19 protein-coding genes are annotated in these 18,759 nt (G+C 38.6%); 16 read left to right on the forward strand and 3 right to left on the reverse strand.

Features of this window, described 5'->3' with window-relative positions; all coding sequences use genetic code 11:
* Positions 1 to 54: 54 nt before the first annotated feature.
* A complete protein-coding gene (locus RUH74_RS12125) occupies positions 55 to 552 on the reverse strand; it encodes an antibiotic biosynthesis monooxygenase family protein (protein ID WP_313800574.1) in 498 nt (165 codons plus the stop codon).
* Between the two features lie 225 nt (positions 553 to 777).
* On the opposite strand from RUH74_RS12125, the gene hemE reads away from it, so the two are divergent.
* The 5 genes from hemE (at position 778) to RUH74_RS12150 (ending at position 7,275) form a co-directional block, all read left to right on the forward strand.
* Positions 778 to 1,824: a uroporphyrinogen decarboxylase gene (gene hemE / locus RUH74_RS12130; RefSeq protein WP_313800575.1), complete on the forward strand. Its 1,047-nt coding sequence runs from the start codon at positions 778 to 780 to the stop codon at positions 1,822 to 1,824.
* Between the two features lie 85 nt (positions 1,825 to 1,909).
* The gene (hemH, locus tag RUH74_RS12135; RefSeq protein WP_313800576.1) at positions 1,910 to 2,845 is read left to right on the forward strand and encodes a ferrochelatase; all 936 of its coding nucleotides are present in this window, start codon (positions 1,910 to 1,912) and stop codon (positions 2,843 to 2,845) included.
* Positions 2,846 to 2,871: 26 nt separating this feature from the next.
* Positions 2,872 to 4,308 (forward strand): protoporphyrinogen oxidase, encoded by a 1,437-nt coding sequence (gene hemY / locus RUH74_RS12140; protein ID WP_313800577.1) that lies wholly within the window; start codon positions 2,872 to 2,874, stop codon positions 4,306 to 4,308.
* A gap of 159 nt (positions 4,309 to 4,467) precedes the next feature.
* Positions 4,468 to 5,043, forward strand: a complete 576-nt coding sequence (locus RUH74_RS12145; RefSeq protein WP_313800578.1) for a TetR/AcrR family transcriptional regulator — start codon at positions 4,468 to 4,470, stop codon at positions 5,041 to 5,043.
* Between the two features lie 66 nt (positions 5,044 to 5,109).
* Entirely contained in the window at positions 5,110 to 7,275 is a 2,166-nt protein-coding gene (locus tag RUH74_RS12150; protein WP_313800579.1) for a YhgE/Pip family protein, read from the forward strand.
* Between the two features lie 146 nt (positions 7,276 to 7,421).
* On the opposite strand, the gene yhfH is transcribed toward RUH74_RS12150, so the two are convergent.
* Positions 7,422 to 7,556 carry a protein YhfH gene (gene yhfH / locus RUH74_RS12155; RefSeq protein WP_313800580.1) on the reverse strand — a complete coding sequence of 45 codons (135 nt, stop codon included), beginning with the start codon at positions 7,554 to 7,556 and terminating at the stop codon, positions 7,422 to 7,424.
* Positions 7,557 to 7,765: 209 nt separating this feature from the next.
* Between yhfH and RUH74_RS12160 the strand changes: the two genes are divergently transcribed.
* The 9 genes from RUH74_RS12160 to RUH74_RS12200 all read left to right on the forward strand — a co-directional run bounded on the left by RUH74_RS12160 (position 7,766) and on the right by RUH74_RS12200 (position 16,865).
* Entirely contained in the window at positions 7,766 to 8,500 is a 735-nt protein-coding gene (locus tag RUH74_RS12160; protein ID WP_313800581.1) for an MBL fold metallo-hydrolase, read from the forward strand.
* Between the two features lie 13 nt (positions 8,501 to 8,513).
* A complete protein-coding gene (gene lplA / locus RUH74_RS12165) occupies positions 8,514 to 9,503 on the forward strand; it encodes a lipoate--protein ligase (RefSeq protein WP_313800582.1) in 990 nt (329 codons plus the stop codon).
* A gap of 255 nt (positions 9,504 to 9,758) precedes the next feature.
* The gene (locus RUH74_RS12170) at positions 9,759 to 10,274 is read left to right on the forward strand and encodes an RNA polymerase sigma factor SigV (protein ID WP_313800583.1); all 516 of its coding nucleotides are present in this window, start codon (positions 9,759 to 9,761) and stop codon (positions 10,272 to 10,274) included.
* A 1-nt stretch (position 10,275) separates the two neighbouring features.
* Positions 10,276 to 11,160, forward strand: coding sequence for an anti-sigma-V factor RsiV (gene rsiV, locus RUH74_RS12175; protein WP_313800584.1), 885 nt, complete (start codon positions 10,276 to 10,278; stop codon positions 11,158 to 11,160).
* A gap of 208 nt (positions 11,161 to 11,368) precedes the next feature.
* Positions 11,369 to 12,919, forward strand: a complete 1,551-nt coding sequence (locus RUH74_RS12180; RefSeq protein ID WP_313800585.1) for a fatty acid--CoA ligase family protein — start codon at positions 11,369 to 11,371, stop codon at positions 12,917 to 12,919.
* 123 nt (positions 12,920 to 13,042) lie between these two features.
* Entirely contained in the window at positions 13,043 to 13,819 is a 777-nt protein-coding gene (locus RUH74_RS12185) for an enoyl-CoA hydratase-related protein (RefSeq protein WP_313800586.1), read from the forward strand.
* A 166-nt stretch (positions 13,820 to 13,985) separates the two neighbouring features.
* Positions 13,986 to 14,999, forward strand: coding sequence for an ABC transporter substrate-binding protein (locus tag RUH74_RS12190; RefSeq protein ID WP_313800587.1), 1,014 nt, complete (start codon positions 13,986 to 13,988; stop codon positions 14,997 to 14,999).
* 95 nt (positions 15,000 to 15,094) lie between these two features.
* On the forward strand, positions 15,095 to 16,096 hold the full coding sequence (locus RUH74_RS12195) for an ABC transporter permease (protein ID WP_313800588.1): 1,002 nt from the start codon (positions 15,095 to 15,097) through the stop codon (positions 16,094 to 16,096).
* The gene (locus tag RUH74_RS12200; RefSeq protein WP_313800589.1) at positions 16,071 to 16,865 is read left to right on the forward strand and encodes an ABC transporter ATP-binding protein; all 795 of its coding nucleotides are present in this window, start codon (positions 16,071 to 16,073) and stop codon (positions 16,863 to 16,865) included. Before RUH74_RS12195 ends, RUH74_RS12200 begins: the two co-directional genes overlap by 26 nt.
* A gap of 55 nt (positions 16,866 to 16,920) precedes the next feature.
* On the opposite strand, the gene RUH74_RS12205 is transcribed toward RUH74_RS12200, so the two are convergent.
* Positions 16,921 to 17,472, reverse strand: coding sequence for a helix-turn-helix domain-containing protein (locus RUH74_RS12205; RefSeq protein WP_313800590.1), 552 nt, complete (start codon positions 17,470 to 17,472; stop codon positions 16,921 to 16,923).
* A gap of 145 nt (positions 17,473 to 17,617) precedes the next feature.
* Between RUH74_RS12205 and RUH74_RS12210 the strand changes: the two genes are divergently transcribed.
* Positions 17,618 to 18,346: an AzlC family ABC transporter permease gene (locus tag RUH74_RS12210; RefSeq protein WP_313800591.1), complete on the forward strand. Its 729-nt coding sequence runs from the start codon at positions 17,618 to 17,620 to the stop codon at positions 18,344 to 18,346.
* Positions 18,339 to 18,644, forward strand: coding sequence for an AzlD domain-containing protein (locus RUH74_RS12215; RefSeq protein ID WP_053475189.1), 306 nt, complete (start codon positions 18,339 to 18,341; stop codon positions 18,642 to 18,644). Before RUH74_RS12210 ends, RUH74_RS12215 begins: the two co-directional genes overlap by 8 nt.
* Positions 18,645 to 18,759 lie beyond the last annotated feature (115 nt).

An 18,759-nucleotide genomic window follows, 5' to 3' on the forward strand; every position in this document is an offset into this window, starting at 1 on the left:
TAAACAGTTTGTAAATCTTCTTACTTCATATATAAATGGATAATTCTTGTCACTTTAATCTTCTGAAATGAAATATTTTGTTACATAAGCAGATCCAATTAATAAGTTTGCGGGATTGTTAAATGAGGTGACTTCTTTTTTGAATGCCGTATAGGATGCAGTGTTCTCCCAATCTGCATAAGACTTTTCATTTTGCCATAAAGAGAGAATGATGTACGCGTCACCTTTAAGTGGGCGAAGAAATCGGACGGCTGATAATCCACGGTGATTTTCTAAAAGAGTTCTCAAATGATGAAAACGGTGTTCCAATAAAGGTTTGTCTTCTTCAATTACGGGAATCGTATGCATAACGGCAATACCCTTATTTTCGAGCGTTCCAATAGATTCGATCACTTGAAAAGGACGCGGCGTCTTAAATATGGTTGATTGATTAGACTCATGCAATAATAGTGCATTTTCGTTATTTAGCATGAGAAACATAGACTCTCCAGGATGCTTTTCTTTTATCTTAGCTAAAAAATTGAAAGTACCGGTTGTCATGTAAAAATTCATGCGCTTCATCTCCTCACTTGTTTTTTATACTATACGTTTTCATAGCACATTTATTGCCAAAGGGTTAACACCTTATGACAAAATTTCGACATTTTTCTTCGTTGTCTATACAAGTATAGCTGAAAACGATACAGTTAGTATGGATGATTAGGTGTCAAAATTTCAAATATCCTTACGTATATATTAAAATGTTAACCAGACAGTCTTGAAAGGTGGATAATTTAAATGGTCAAAATGATAAATGATACTTTTTTACGAGCGGCTAGAGGGGAAAAGACGGAACATGTGCCTGTATGGTATATGCGTCAAGCAGGACGTTCTCAGCCAGAATATAGAGCAATAAAAGAAAAATACTCTTTATTTGAAATTACTCATCAGCCTGAGCTTTGTGCATATGTGACAAAATTACCTGTTGATCAATATAACAATGATGCGGCCATTCTATATAAAGATATTATGTCTCCACTTCCTGCACTAGGGGTTGAGGTTGAAATTAAATCTGGTGTCGGCCCAGTTATTTCTAATCCTATCCGATCCGTTTCCGATGTTGAAAAGCTTGGTGAAATCAACCCGGAAGAGGATGTACCATATGTACTTGATACGATAAAGCTTCTTACACAAGAGCAGTTGGAAGTGCCGTTAATCGGATTTGCAGGCGCACCATTTACAATTGCAAGCTATATGATCGAAGGCGGTCCTTCGAAGAACTACAATAAAACGAAAGCATTTATGCATGCAGAACCAAAAGCATGGTTTGCTTTAATGGACAAGTTAAGTGATATGACAATTACATATGTAAAATCGCAAATTAATGCGGGCGCAAAAGCTATTCAGATTTTCGATTCATGGGTTGGTGCGTTGAATGTGGAAGATTATCGGCTTTTTATTAAACCAACGATGAACAGAATTTTCTCGGCACTAAGGGAAGAAAATGTACCGTTAATCATGTTTGGCGTGGGTGCAAGCCATCTTGCAATGGAGTGGCATGATCTGCCGCTTGATGTTGTTGGCTTAGATTGGAGGCTGCCAATCAGGGAAGCAAGAGAAAGAGGCATTACAAAGGCAGTTCAAGGAAATCTTGATCCCGCTCTGCTTCTTGCACCATGGGAAGTGATTGAAGCGAAGGCAAAAGAAATTTTAGACCAAGGAATGGAGCGTCCTGGATATATCTTTAATCTTGGACATGGCGTATTCCCAGATGTAAATCCAGAAACATTAAAGCGTTTAACTGCATTTGTACATGAGTATTCAGCTTCAAAATTAAGCAAGTAGGCCTATCAATCATATTAGTTGGATATCTTACGTTTTTTACACAATTAAAGACTAGGACTAGAGATGAACAAGAGGTGGATTAATTATGACAAGAAAAAAGATGGGTTTACTTGTAATGGCGTATGGAACCCCATACAAAGAAGAAGACATTGAGCGCTACTATACGCATATCAGACACGGTAGAAAGCCTACTCCAGAAATGCTTGAAGACTTGCGCGGAAGATATGAAGCAATTGGCGGTATTTCTCCTCTTGCAAAAATCACAATGGATCAAGCGAAAGGCCTTGAATCCTATCTAAATGAAATACAGGATGAATATGAATTTGTTATGTATCTAGGTTTAAAGCATATTGAGCCATTTATCGAGGATGCGGTTAAACAAATGAATGAAGATGGAATTGAAGAGGCAGTGAGCCTTGTTCTAGCCCCTCATTTTTCCACATTTAGCGTGAAATCATATAATGGACGGGCAAAGGAAGAAGCTAAGAAGCTTGGGGGACCAGTCATTCATTCAGTGGAAAGCTGGTATAATGAGCCAAAATTCATTAACTATTGGGCAGATCGTGTAAAATCTACATTTGAAAGTATGACTGTTGAAGAAAGAGAAAAGGCAGTTCTCATCGTTTCGGCACATAGCTTGCCAGAAAAAATTTTACAAATGGGAGACCCGTATCCGCAACAGTTGAAGGAAACAGCAGATATGATTGCAAGTCAGGCCGGAGTACAACACTATGCAGTAGGCTGGCAAAGTGCAGGAAATACGCCAGAACCATGGCTTGGACCAGATGTACAGGATTTAACGAGAGAGCTTTTTGAAAAAAAGGGCTATAAAGCCTTTGTATATACACCAGTTGGTTTTATCTCCGATCACTTAGAAGTGCTGTATGATAATGATTATGAATGTAAAGTCGTTACAGAAGAAATTGGAGCTGCTTATTATCGTCCAGCAATGCCTAATGATCAACCGGAATTTATTGATGCCCTTGCAACGGTCATCCTTAATAAATTAGCCAATAAATGAAACTAATGTAAAGAAGGCGAAGAACTGTGTCGGAAGAACAGAAGAAGGTTATCATTATCGGTGGTGGAATTACAGGTTTAGCAACAGCTTATTATTTGCAAAAAGAAGCACGTGAAAAAGGACTGTCACTTGATGTGAAACTCGTTGAGGCAACACAGCGTCTAGGTGGCAAAATACAAACCGTCGTTAAGGATGGATTTGTTATCGAAAGAGGTCCTGATTCATTTCTTGCCAGAAAGCAAAGTGCCGCTCGTTTAGCGAAAGAGGTTGGGATGGAAAACGAGCTAATCCGAAATACTGCAGGGAAGTCGTTTGTTTTAGCGAGAGAGCGTCTTCATCCGATGCCTGGAGGGTCTATAATGGGGATTCCGACACAGATCGCCCCTTTTATTACAACCGGCTTATTTTCATTTCCAGGTAAAATACGCGCTGCAGCGGATTTTGTTCTCCCGCGGTCAAACGCTAGGAAAGATCAAGCACTTGGTGAGTTTTTCCGGAGGAGATTAGGGGATGAAGTGGTTGAAAACTTAATCGAACCATTGCTATCGGGAATATATGCCGGAGATATCGATCAGTTAAGCTTAATGTCTACATTCCCGCAGTTTTATCAAGTGGAACAAAAATATCGCAGCTTGATTTTGGGGATGAAAAAATCAACGCCATCACAGCCAAAAAGTACTGGCGAGAAAAAAGACAAAGGAATGTTTCTAACGTTTAAGACAGGTCTGCAGTCATTCATAGATGCGATTGAAGAGAAATTGGAGCCGAGCTCTGTTTTGAAAGGGGTTCGGGTTGTAGGGATTGACAAAAATGAGGACGAGTATGAGCTTGAGTTAGAGAATGGAGAGGTGTTAACGGCTGATAGTGTAGTCCTATCTGTCCCGCATCATATTACTCCGTCTCTGTTTAAACACCACCGCCTTTTCGATGCTTTTAAGGAAATGCCTTCCACATCTGTTGCTACAGTTGCTCTTGCCTTTCCTAAAGAGGCGATTGAAAAGGATATTGAAGGAACAGGATTTGTTGTCTCGCGAAATAGTGACTATACCATTACTGCTTGTACATGGACACATAAAAAATGGCCACATGCTGCACCAGATGGAAAGGTTTTGCTGCGCTGCTATGTAGGGAGACCAGGTGATGAAGCGGTAGTCGATGTTACAGATGATGAAATGGTGAACATCGTCTTAAATGATTTAAATAAAACGATGAATATCACGATGGCTCCTGACTTTGCTGTGGTATCTAGATGGAAGGATTCCATGCCGCAATATACAGTGGGTCATAAGGAGCGTATTGACAACGTGATGAACGAGCTGACTGCTGAACTATCTGGTGTTTATGTTGCAGGGAGCTCCTATGATGGCTTAGGGATGCCTGACTGTATTGATCAAGGGGAAAATGCCGTTCAGCAAGTATTATCATTTTTATATAGTAAAAATCCAAAAGCTATCCATGCGTGATAGCTTTTTTAGATTTATTTAAACTTTTTGTTGCATTTAATAAAAACGTATGTTAAATTAATCATTGTACAAAATGACCAAATTACTCATTTAGTCAATTGTTCTTATTTTCAACCTTCAGCGTGAAGACGCTAATGTATTTCTTAAAGAGGTGAGGGAATGGCAATCGATCGAAAGCAACTGATTATTGAGGCGGCTACTAAATCCTTTTCATTATTTGGTTTTAAAGCCACAACGATGGATCAGGTTGCAAAGATTGCGAACGTAGGGAAAGGAACAATATATACCTTTTTTAAAAATAAAGAAGAACTGTTTGATGAAATCATTAGCTCGCTTATCCACGAGATGAAAAGAGCAGCTGATGAAGCAATGGATTCTACCCTTTCTTTTCATGAAAAAGTTCATCGCGGACTATATCAAATCTTGGAATTCCGCTTAAAGCACCAGCTGACAATTAAGCTCTTCCAAGAAGAGAAAGAGATGGGGACTCCTGCTGTAATGGAAGTAATGGTTAAACTAGAGGATGCCATTCTTGGGTATTTGAAGGAGAAAATCATTGCTGCAATTGATAAAGGAGAAATACAAGAATGCAATCCTGAAGTAACAGCATTCATTATGTTGAAACTTTATGTTGCTCTCATTTTCGATTGGGAAAAGCGGAATGAACCATTAGAAAAGGAAGAAATTGCAAAGCTATTTGAACAGTATATCTTTAAAGGATTATCAAACAGATAGTCCTCATTTTTTGGAATATATTGACTAAATGAACAAAACAGTCAGTTTAACAAGGAGGCAACAACATTGAGAGAAAGTCTTTTCAAAAAGGAATTGCTGTCTGTTTTGCGGAATAAAAAGCTTCTTATTCCAATTATTGCAGTTCTATTTATTCCAGTATTATACAGCGGTATGTTCCTTTGGGCGTTTTGGGATCCTTATGATCATTTGGCAGATTTGCCTGTGGCAATTGTCAATGAGGATAAAGGAGCGGATTTTGACGGGAAACAGCTTCAGCTTGGGGATGAACTCGTTGATAAATTAAAGGAAAGCGGAGATTTTAATTTTAAGTTCGTCAACAAAGAGCAAGGATACAAGGATCTTAAAAACCAAAAATATTATATGCTGATTGAAATTCCATCAGAATTTTCATCTAATGCAACAACATTGCTTGATGATCATCCAGAAAAGCTAAAGCTTGTCTATGTTCCAAATGAAAGCTATAATTTTCTTTCTTCGCAAATAGGTGAAACAGCTATTGAAAAAATTAAATCATCTATTTCGGAAAAAATAACGGAAACATATGCAGAAACAATGTTTGATAAAGTGACTGAGCTTGCAGATGGCATGGGGCAAGCAAGTGATGGTGCTTCTAAAATAAATGAAGGAGCAGCCGAACTAAAGGATGGTTCATCACTTATTTATGATAAGCTTTCTTTATTAGCTGATAAATCCATTGAATTCAATAATGGGGTAGGAAAAATTAATAACGGCTCTAAAGAGTTAGTTGCTGGCTCGAAGGTTTTAGCAGATGGACTTGGTCAGCTGCAAGAAGGGCAGAATACATTAAAGTCAGCGTCTGATCAATTGAAAGCAGGTCATGAACAATTGGCAGCAGGAATTCATCAGACAAAAGAAGGCTTAGGAGCAGTTAATGAGAAGCTGCCAGCTGTCGTTACTGGTACTGAGCAGATTGGTGCTGGGGCAAAAACACTATCAACCTCGTTGCAACAATGGCAATCAGAAGCACAAAAAGTAAATGGCGGAATGGCTGTGCTTCAAGAGAAACTGCAAGGACTGATTGGCCAGCTTCCTGAAGATTCACCTCAACGTTTAGAGTTAGAGGGTGCATTGAATCAGCTTAAGACAGGGACAGCTGAACTTGCTGGTGCTGCCGGGCAGCTTGCTAATGGCGGAAATGAAATCGCCGCTAAAATTGGTGAACTGAACAAAGGACAGAAACAGCTTCAGCAAGGGGTAAATGAGCTTGCAAAAGGAAGCGTAAAGCTTGAAAGCGGTGCACAGGAAATTTCAAAAGGGCAAAATGAATTCCAAGCTGGAATGAATACATTTAGCCAAAAGTTCGCTGAAGCGAAAGCAGGGGCGGATAAATTAGCTAATGGTTCGACTGAATTAGCTGGAGGACTTGGACAATTACAAGATGGTTCTGCAGCAATAAAGGATGGTACAGCACAGCTTAAAGATGGTGCCGGAAAAATAGCAGATGGGAATGCAACGTTATATGATGGATCAGAGGAGCTTGCCAGCAAACTTGCTGACGGCGCTGATAAAGCATCATCTGTTAATGCAAATGATGAAACATTTAGCATGATGGCAGGACCAGTTAAAGTGGATAATGAAAAGATTAATAAAGTTCCTAACTATGGAACAGGCTTTGCTCCTTATTTCTTATCACTTGGACTATTTGTAGGCGCACTCTTGCTGTCTATTGTCTTTCCATTACGTGAACCAGCAGGAGTGCCTAAGAACGGATTTAACTGGTTTACAAGTAAATTCCTTATTCTAATGGGAATTGGAATTATTCAAGCATTAATTGCCGTATTGATTATGTTTGTAGGTTTAAAAATCGAAGTGCAAAGTGTACCATTATTTATTCTTTTTGCCATCATTACAAGCCTGACATTCATCACATTGATTCAATTCTTTGTTACAACATTCGGCGATCCAGGACGTTTCATTGCGATCCTCATCTTAATTTTACAATTAACAACAAGTGCAGGTACATTCCCACTTGAGTTAATTCCGAAATTCTTACAGCCAATTAGCACATTCTTGCCAATGACATACACTGTTTCAGGCTTTAAAGCAGTGATTTCAAGCGGTGACTTTAGCTTTATGTGGCATAATGTAGGAATACTAGCGATTTTCATTGTCTTATTTATTGCAGGAACAATCGCTTTCTTTACAGGTATGCACAAAAAACGTTTTGCTGCAGCAGCAGCTGCTGAATAAACGAAAAAACCAGCCGTTTTTGAAGCGGCTGGTTTTTATTTGTCAATATGTTCTAGCTCTAAACACTTTCTGTTTTTTCTTTGTCTAGCTGAAGGCGCCATCGGCTTGTGCAGTCGCCGATAAGCAGACGGCTTCCTCTTTTCATTCTATATATCCGAAACTCCCATACAATGATCACATTGGTTTCCATAGCATTCATGCTGTTCTTCGATAGCTTTCCCACAGTCAACACATTGTTTTGCCGGCAAATTTCTAAAGAAATCTAAAATGTTTTGGATCATTTTGAAAGCCTCCCATTGTTTGTTTTTATTCGAATAGTAAGATTTCTTCTATTGTATTATAACAGTTAGAGTGTGTCAATTGCTGTTTTGATACAAATGGTTGAAAATGAAAAAATAGGCTTATTGATGTATATTAGTAAAGACATCATGTTTTTCAACCCTATTTTTTGGTGAAAATAACGTGGAAGTGGATAGAAGGAGGAGTATGGATGAAGTTTACAGTTGTAGGCTGCTGGGGAGGATATCCGAAAGCAAATGAAGCGAGCTCGGGTTATTTACTTGAATACGAAGGGTTTCGCTTAATGATTGATTTTGGCAGCGGTGTTCTGGCAAAAATGCAAAAAAATATTCAGCCAGAGGAGATCCATGCGGTTATACTTTCTCATTATCATCCTGATCATATTGCAGATATTGGTGTGCTTCAGCATGCCCGCCTTATTCAAGGGTTTTTAGGCAAAAAGACGGAATGCCTCCCGATTTATGGACATAAGAAGGATGAATATGAGTTTTCAAAATTAACTTATAAAGAGATCACCAAGGGGACTGCTTACCAAGGAGATCAAACTTTAAAAATTGGTCCTTTTGCGATACAATTTTTAGAGACGGATCATCCAGTTCCGTGCTATGGAATGAGAATTGAGGCGGGCGGGAAAACCCTTGTCTATACTGCAGATACATCGTACAAAGAAGAATTCATTCCATTTAGCAGCGGAGCGGATTTATTAGTGTGCGAATGTAATTTTTATAAGCATCAGAATGGCAAAAATGCGGGTCATATGACGAGCTATGATGCAGGAACATTAGCACAGAAAGCAAATGTCAAAAAACTTCTGTTAACGCATCTCCCGCATTACGGGAATATTGAGCAATTAAAGGAAGAAGCTGCAGAGATGTATAGTGGGCCCATTGCGCTTGCTGCCTATCAATGGTCTGTTAAATTATAAGGAGTGAATCACCATGCTATTTATCGATAACAAAGGAATTACCGATCCAAGAATAAATTTAGCAATTGAAGAATACGCATTAAAAAATTTAGATATTAACGAGACGTATTTGCTTTTTTACATAAATGAGCCATCTATTATTATTGGAAAAAACCAAAATACAATAGAAGAAATTAATACAGAATATGTAGAAGGCAATGGTATTCACGTTGTCCGCCGTTTATCAGGCGGGGGAGCAGTTTATCATGATTTAGGAAACTTAAATTTTAGCTTCATTACAAAGGACGATGGAGAAAGCTTTCATAATTTCCGTAAGTTTACCGAACCTGTCGTTGATGCATTGAGAAAGCTAGGAGTGAATGCTGAATTAAGTGGCAGGAACGATCTCACTGTTGAAGGAAGAAAAGTCTCAGGGAATGCTCAATTTTCTACAAAGGGCAGAATGTTTAGCCATGGTACGCTTATGTTAGATTCAGAAATTGACAGTGTGGTTTCAGCTTTAAAGGTGAAAAAAGATAAAATTGAGTCGAAAGGGATTAAATCTATTCGTAGCCGTGTAGCGAATATTTCAGAGTTTTTAACTAAAAAAATTACAATCGAAGAATTTCGTTCATTACTGCTTGAAAGTATTTTTGGCGGCAAGGACCAAATTGAGGAGTATGTTCTTACAGACGAGGACTGGAAAAAGATCCACCAGTTATCTGAAGAAAGGTATCAGAATTGGGATTGGAATTACGGAAAATCTCCTAAATTTAATTTGCAGCATTCACACCGTTTCCCAGTGGGCGGCATTGATATTCGACTGGATGTGGATAAAGGCAAAGTGGAAAATTGCAAAATATACGGGGACTTTTTTGGTGTAGGCGATGTAAGTGAAATTGAAAATAAACTAATTGGTGTTCGCTATGAAAAAGCAGAATTAGAAAAAGCACTTGAAGAATTGGATATTAAACACTATTTCGGAAATATTACAAAAGAGGATTTTTTAAATTTAATATACTAAAATTTATGAGAGTGTTCCTTACAGGGAACGCTCTTTTTAATGAGTAAAAATATTGATGTTTTCAAATTAGTTATGTGTACAAACTGTTGCTAATAAAGTTAGTTGATTGGAACGTACCATAAGCGGAAATCAACTCTACCCAACTATATATTTAAATAGCAATAATCTACAATAAAAAGCTAAAACTTTTTACTACCGATGATGCGTCTTTAAAGTGTATACAAATTAATAGCAATAAAGGAGCCTTTTTGCGACATGGGAACGAAAAATAGATTTAATCATGAAGAATTATTTACCAGCTTTATTCGAGAAAACAAAGAAAACTTTTATCGGCTAGCCTATAGCTATGTGAAAAATTCTGAAGATGCTTTAGATATCGTACAAGACTCGATTCATAAAGCAATCGTTTCAATTGATTCCCTTCAGGACTTAAAAACACTAAAAAGCTGGTTTTACAGAATAGTGGTCAATACTTCCTTAGATTTTCTCAGGAAACATAAACGAGTTAGTATTGTGGATGCGGAAACAATGGAATTTATCAGTTCAGGCAGTGAAGACCATTATGAAAATATTGATTTAGAGAGGGCTATGGATCAATTATCCCCTGAATATAAAAGCATTATCGTTTTACGGTTTTTTGAGGATTTGAAAATTGAAGAGGTTGCTGACGTATTGAATGAAAATGTTAATACGATAAAAACACGATTGTATAAAGCATTGAAGCTATTGCGGATCGAATTGAACGATGAAATGATCAAGGGGGCAAACTAGGATGGATAAAAAATTAGAGCAGCTTAAAAAGGAGTATAAAAATATTGAAATACCAGATGAGCTCGATTTCATGGTCGAGAAAGCATTATTAAAAGGAAAGAAGGAAAAGAAAAACGGTTATAAGTGGATCGCCGGGACTGCTGCAGCTGCTGTCATTTTTATCGGAGGCTTGAATATTAGCCCTGCAATGGCAAGCACATTAGCAGAAATGCCGGTCGTTGGCAGTATTGTAAAAGTATTAACTTTCACAGAATATAAAGTAGATAAGGAAAAATACCAAGCAGATATAAAGGTGCCTGCAGTATCAGAGTTAGAGAATGAAGACTTGGCACAAAGTCTGAATGATAAATATTTAAAAGAAGGAAAACAACTATATGATGAATTCATGGCTGATATGAAGGAATTAGAAAATAATGGCGGAGGTCATCTAGGTGTTGACAGCGGCTATGAGGTGAAAACAGATAATGATCAGATCTTATCTATCGGCAGGTATGTTGTAAATACTGTTGGTTCCTCATCAACGATCATGAAATACGATACAATTGATAAAAAAAATCAAGTTTTATTAAGCTTGCCAATGCTATTCAAAGATGATAGCTATGTAAATACTGTTAGTGAAAATATTAAAAAACAAATGCGTGAACAAATGAATGCTGATGAAAATAATATCTACTGGGTATCTAATGCTGGGCTCGAAGATGAAGAACTTACTGAGCTTTTCGAAACCATTAGCAAAGAGCAAAACTTCTATATTAATAATGAAGGAAAGTTAGTAATCTCCTTTGATAAGTATGAAGTGGCTCCAGGATATATGGGAGTTGTTGAGTTTGTCATTCCAACCGAAGTAATTTCGGATATATTAGTAAGCGATGAATATATTCATTAATCATAAAACCGAACGGTGGCATCCGTTCGGTTTTATGATTTTATTCTAGTATAAAAATTTACGATTAAATAATTGTGAATAACTCGAATATTATCACTAAAAACATTTTTACTTGAATACATAACTTTCTTTCAATATAATATATTTAGAAAATTGTTTAAATAAAATGAATGATTATTCATTCATTTACAAGAAAGGGGAAAGGGATATGAATTTAACAAAACGGCTGCATGAAACGGCACGAACAATGGGGAGCAAACCGGCTTACTATTTTATGGACCAATCAAGTACATATGCAGAACTAGACGGAGCAGTGACGAAGTTTGCTTCTGGTCTAGAACAAATAGGGGTGAAAAAAGGGGATCATATTGCATTGTTGTTAGGAAATTCTCCACATTTTGTGATCGGTTTACATGGGGCGCTTCGTCTTGGAGCAACAGTTATACCGATCAACCCGATTTATACACCTGATGAAATTAGCTACATCATTAATAATGGCGATGTAAAGGCAGTCATTGCTCTCGATTTACTTGTACCGTTAGTTGAAAAAATGCATCCGGCTTTGCCGAAAGTCGAGAACTATATCATTTGTGAAACACCTCAGGGGAAGGAATCGGGCGTTGATCCTACCAGTCTCTCAGTATTTCCTAAAATGAAATCGTTTTCACAATTGTCGGCATCCGGCGAGTTAAGCTTTACAGGCCCAGAATTAGACGAAGATGAAGTGGCGCTTATTCTTTATACTTCCGGTACAACAGGAAAGCCAAAAGGTGCCATGCTGACACATAAGAATCTTTACAGCAATGCAAAGGATGTTAGCGATTATCTTCATATGAATGGAAATGATCGTGTCGTAACAACCTTGCCTATGTTCCATGTTTTTTGTTTAACGGTTGCCTTGAATGCCCCGCTAATGAATGGTGCAACGATCATTATCGATCCAAAATTCAGCCCAAAGGAAATGTTCAGGCTTGTCGAGACGTATAAGCCAACTGTATTTGCCGGTGTCCCAACGATGTATAATTTCCTCCTTCAACATGCGCAAAGCTACGGTGGGGACTTAAGCTCGCTCAGACTTTGTATTTCTGGGGGATCAGCGATGCCAATTGCACTGTTAAAAAGCTTTGAACAGACATTTAATGTGTTGATTTCGGAAGGATACGGTCTTTCTGAAGCATCACCTGTTACATGCTTTAACCCGCTGGACAGGCCAAGAAAGGCAGGTTCTATCGGTCAATCGATCGTAAATGTAGAGAATAAAATCGTTAATGAGCTCGGTGATGAAGTGCCTGTTGGCGAAGTCGGAGAATTGATTGTCCGCGGGCCGAATGTGATGAAGGGCTACTATAAAATGCCGGAAGAATCTGCTGCAACCATTAAGGATGGCTGGTTATATACGGGTGATTTAGCGCGAATGGATGAAGACGGCTATTTTTATATCGTTGACAGGAAAAAGGAGCTAATCATAGTTGGCGGATATAATGTGTATCCAAGGGAAGTAGAAGAGGTGCTATATGACCACCCAGATGTTGTTGAGGCGGCTGTAATCGGTGTCCCTGATCCAAATCTTGGTGAAGCTGTTCGATGTTATGTCGTTAAAAAGAATCCAAATTTAACTGAAGAGGAGCTAATAGAGTATTGTACACAGCATTTGGCGAAATATAAGCTTCCTTCTTCCATTGAATTTCTAGAAGAGCTTCCGAAAAATACAACGGGGAAAATTTTGCGAAGAGCATTAAAAACTCAAGTTTTACAATAGGTAGCTAGTCTAATGAAAAACAGGCATGAAATGATCTATGCCTGTTTTTTCTGAATTTTGAAGGAAATCACACTTATTTTCACGAATTGGAAGATGAAGCAAATAATAGGGAGTGGATCAATCTTGAGTTCAATCATTGTTGAATTGAAAAAGCATATTGCAGTTGTTACGATTAATCGCCCGGATGCATTGAATGCTTTTAATTATGAAACTTTATCAGAGCTTCAGGATTCAATCGAGAAATTACGTACGAATCCCGAGGTTCGCATTGTCATTTTTACAGGATCAGGTGAAAAGGCATTCAGTGTAGGCGCCGATTTGAAGGAGCGCAAAACTTTATCAGATGTGGAGGTACGGCGAAATATATACAAGATTGGCGAAGTGTTTTCTCTAATTGACCAGCTTCCTCAGCCAACGATAGCAGCGATAAACGGGTTCGCTTTCGGCGGGGGAATGGAATTAGCTTTATCTTGTGATTTCCGGATTGCTGTTTCAGGTGCGAAGATGGGCCTGACAGAAACAAGCTTAGCGATCATCCCTGGAGCAGGAGGAACCCAAAGACTGCCAAGATTAATTGGTCAAGCAAAAGCGCTTGAATTAATTTTAACAGCAAAACGTTTAAGTGCTGAAGAAGCATTGAATTACGGATTACTAACCAAGGTCGCAGATGAAGAAAACCTAATGGATACATGCTTGGAGCTTGCTGAACAGATGCTAGTGAATGGTCCTTTAGCTCTGCAACAGGCAAAATTTGCAGTCAAGCAAGGAATGAATGCAGACTTGCAGACAGGTTTACAAATTGAAAGAAAAGCATATGAAGTTATTATACCAACAGAGGATCGAATTGAGGCACTCCAAGCCTTTGCAGAAAAAAGAAAGCCGGAATTTAAAGGAAAATAAGTTGCATGAATGATAAAGAGCATGGCTGAATACGCCGTGTTCTTTTTTTGTAAGTTTTAAAAGTTTTTTGAAAATAGTAAAAAATACTTGAATTTCTATCTTCAGTAGTCTTATAATTTAGTCAATAAAAGCATAAAAGCGTTTAAGCATAAAAGGAGTGTTAATAATGATTAAAAAACTAAAAATATTAGCTGCAGCTAGTTTAGTAGGTGTTACGTTATTAAGTGGATGTGGCAATGAAAGTACAGATGGAAATGCTATGGACAGCGAAAAAGGGAAAACATACAAGATTGGCTTAACACAATTTGCAGAACATCCCTCTCTTGATGCGGCAACAGAAGGCTTTAAAAAAGCATTGGAAGATGAAGGGTTTAAAGAGGGAGAAAATGTTGAATACGATTTCCAAAATGCGCAAGGAGACATGAATAACACGCAGACGATTGCGAATAACTTTGTTGGTGATAAGGTTGATTTAATCTTTGCAAATGCAACTCCAAGTGCAGTCAGTGCTTTAAATGCAACAAAGGATATCCCCATTCTTTTCACTTCTGTAACGGATCCGATTGGTGCCGGATTAGTGGAATCCTTAGATAAACCAGGTGATAATATCACAGGGACAACAGACAACCATCCAGATGGGACAGCCAAAACGATTCACTTTATCGTGGAAGAAGCAGGAGCTAAAAATATCGGTGTGATTTCAAATGCAGGCGAGCAAAATTCTGAGGTACAGGTAGAACAGGTAAGATCCCTAGCTGAGGAAAAGGGTGCAACTGTTGTCGCAGCGTCAGTGTCCACTTCTGCAGAGGTGAAACAGGCTGCTGAGTCCTTAGTTGGTCGTGTTGATGCCATTTATGTTCCAACAGATAATACAGTTGTTTCAGCATTAGAATCTGTTATTTCAGTTGCGAATAGTGAGAAGATCCCATTGTTTGTAGGTGAATTGGATTCAATGGAACGTGGCGCCGTTGCTGCCAGTGGATTTAGCTATTATGATCTTGGCTACCAGACAGGAAAAATGGCTGCAGAAATTTTAAAAGGAAATAAAAAGGTATCTGACATTCCTGTTGAGCTTCCTGGAAGTTTGAAACTAGTAGTTAATAGAAATGCAGCTGAATCACAAGGTCTTAAGGTTAAAGAAGAATGGGCAAATACGGCTGAATTTTTTGAAGGTAAATAAATGTAATGATTCGTACACGATAGAAGTAACAAACCTCGCTTTATATATTGCGAATACCCATTTATTTTTGCGAAACAACAGAGAGGATGAGAACAATGCCAACAGCCATTTTTGGTTCGATAGAAGCAGGTGCCATCTATTCATTAATGGCATTAGGCGTCTATCTATCATTCAGAATACTTGATTTCCCTGATCTAACTGTAGATGGGAGCTTTGTTACGGGAGCGGCTGTTGCAGCAGTCCTAATCGTCGGAGGGACAGACCCATTTGTTGCGACGCTTATGGCCGTAATTGCCGGATTTGCAGCAGGCTGCATCACAGGTCTTCTCCATACGAAAGGAAAAATTAATCCGCTTTTATCAGGGATTCTGATGATGATTGCCTTGTATTCTATAAATTTACGGATAATGGGGAAATCCAATGTCCCTCTTCTTGCCGAAGAGACAGTCATAACAAAATTAACAGCATTTTGGAAAAGTCTCGGATTCGATGATGCGCTTCAAGCCATATTTTCAGCGGCTGGATTTCTCCCGAACACATGGGGCATTCTGATTCTAATGCTATTCCTAGCGTTTATCGTAAAAGTGATGATTGATCTATTTTTAAAAACAGAAATCGGTCTTGCGATTCGGGCAACTGGAAATAACGAGACGATGATACGTAGCTTTTCGGCGGATACAGATTTACTGAAGATTATGGGGCTTGGGCTATCCAATGCACTTGTTGCCTTTTCAGGCGCTTTAGTTGCGCAATATAACGGATTCAGTGATGTAGGGATGGGAATCGGTATAATTGTCATTGGTCTGGCTTCAGTTATTATTGGTGAAGCCATTTTCGGAGCAAAAACGATTGTCAGGGCAACATTAGCTGTTATTGGCGGCGCTATTTTGTATCGGATCATCGTTACAGCTGCCCTCCGGATTGAATTTCTAGAAGCGGGAGATATGAAGCTAATTACTGCATTAATTGTTGTGTTTGCCTTAATCATCCCTAAAATTATTGAAAAGCAGAGAGAAAAACAGCGGAAAAAGCGTCGGGCAGTTCAAAAGGCGTTTGAAGGTGGTGAACAGCTTGCTGCAATTAAAACAGATTCATAAAGTCTTTAATGAAGGCACACCAGATGAGAAAATCGCTTTAAAAAATATGGAACTGCACTTAAAGCCTGGTGATTTCATGACCGTAATCGGCAGTAATGGGGCAGGGAAGTCAACACTTATGAACCTGATTTCCGGAAAAATGACTCCAGATTTAGGGGAAGTTATCATTGATGGAAAAGACGTCACGATAGCAAAGGAGCATAAACGGTCTACATTCATTGGGCGCGTCTTTCAGGATCCAATGGCGGGTACCGCACCAGCAATGACAATTGAGGAAAACCTTGCAATTGCATACTCAAGAACAACCTCTCGGGGATTTAAAAAAGGCGTGACGAGATTAAGGAGAAGCTTCTTTCAGGAAAAGCTAGAAACCCTTCATCTCGGTTTGGAAAACCGCCTGCAGGCAAAGGTTGGTTTATTATCAGGCGGAGAAAGACAGGCGCTTTCCTTATTAATGGCAACGTTCACTGAACCGAAAATTCTTCTTCTAGATGAACATACTGCCGCCCTTGATCCTGCTCGTGCCGAACTGATTACTGCTCTAACGAAAGAAATTGTGACGACCTATCAGCTTACCACTCTAATGGTCACTCATAATATGCAGCAGGCATTAGATCTTGGCAACCGCTTAATTATGATGGATAAAGGACAGTTAATTTTCCATGCAAATGAAGAGCAAAAACAGAGTTTAACTGTTGAAAAGCTATTAGCGGAATTCCAACGGATTCGCGGAGAAAAGATGAGCAGTGATAAAGCGGTACTTATCTAACAATCGTTGATTTAACAAATAAGGCATATCACGCGATCTGTGATATGCCTTTATATTATGGATAATACATAACTACCTGAAGCCTGCTGACCTCTGTTCCACTATTTTTATACGTATGAGGCTTGTTTGCTAGGAAGCGAAGCGAGTTGCCTTGTTTGATTTGGATTTTCTGCTCACCGATATGCATGTCGAGTTTGCCGCTCATGACGGTTACGTACTCTTCCACGCCTTCATTATGCTTATCCGAAGTATGCTGACAGTCAGGTTCGATTTCTACGATATATATTTCGAACTTTTTTCGCGGGTCAAATGGGAAAGTGGGGTATACCCGATAATTTCCATTGCTTTCGATAATTGGTGAAATAGACTGTAAATCAACGTGAAGAACTTCTGAAGGCTTTTCACTAATTAAGGAAGAGAATGATACTTGAAGCCCTGTAGCAATTTTCCATAATGTTGTGACGGTCGGATTGGATTCCCCGCGTTCTATTTGGCCAAGCATGGCTTTACTGACTCCTGTAATATCAGCAGCAGTATCCAAACTGAATCCTCTTGTTTTACGAATACTCTTAAGATTGATTCCAATATTTTTTTGAATATTTTCCATTATTTCCTCCAAAAGGGTTGTTTATTATAACGCACGTATGTATAATATAATCATTCGTTCGTATTTTATACTATCCATTATATCTAGTATAGTATATTTTTAAAACGAATTATTAGAAATTTTAATTAAAAAGGCGGTGGCATCATTGGCAGAACTCGCAGTAAATAAGTCTGCATCCGAATTTAGGAAAGGGTTCCAAGCAGGGATTAGCATTGCAATTGGTTATGCTCCGATAGCATTAACGTTTGGGCTGTTAGCTAAAACGACTGGCCTTTCCATTGGAGAAACAGTGCTCATGAGCATGGTTGTTTTTGCCGGTGCTTCTCAATATATCTCATTAAGCTTACTTTCACTAGGAACAGGGATATTTGAAATCATTTTAACTACATTTATCGTAAATATTCGGCATTTTCTCATGTCAACTGCATTGAATGAAAGAAGTGAAGAAGATCATCTTGTTAATAAGGCTATTTATTCTTTCGGGATAACAGATGAAACATTTTCTGTTGCCGCAATGAAGGAAGGAACCGTTACCTCTGGTTATATGCTTGGGTTGAATCTCATTTCATATACGAGCTGGGTTGTTTGTTCAGGCATCGGCTTCTTAATTGGTGCAAGTTTGCCGCAAACCTTGCAGGAAAGTATGTCAGTTGCCCTTTTTGCGATGTTTATTGGCTTACTTGTACCGTCCATGAAAAAAAGCATGAAGGTCGTTTGCCTTGCTGCTCTTGCTGCTTGCTTTAACACGATTTTTACGTTATCAAATACTTTATCATCTGGATGGGCTATTGTTGCTGCTACATTGCTATCTGCCGTAATGGTTGAATTTATTGAAGGACTAAAAAAGAAGCAAAGGGGGAAGGGGTATGAGTAGCGAAATCGTCTGGATGATTCTTGGAATGGGCGCTGTTACCTATATCCCAAGAATGCTCCCTTTTGTCCTTTTTAAAGGGAAGGAGCTTCCTCCGTTTCTTCAAGGGGTATTAAAGAACGTTCCATCAGCTACTTTAGGTGCCTTAATTTTTCCTGGTGTATTGTTTATACAAGAAGATATTTGGTTTGGCATACTTGGCGCTGCTGCTGCATTCCTTGTTGCATATCTAGGAGCAAATGTTATTGTTGTCGTATTGGGAGCAATTGCTGTATTATCTGTATACTCATTTATTATGTAATGCAAAGACCGGTTTTCTATGAAAACCGGTTTTGCTGTGTGAAATTCGTACAAACTATAAGTAAGCGAGTGATTTCAGCAGACAAGTAGTTCTAAATATGTTTTTTTATACTAAA

Source organism: Cytobacillus sp. (assembly GCF_032154635.1).
Classification (GTDB): Bacteria; Bacillota; Bacilli; order Bacillales; family Cytobacillaceae; genus Cytobacillus.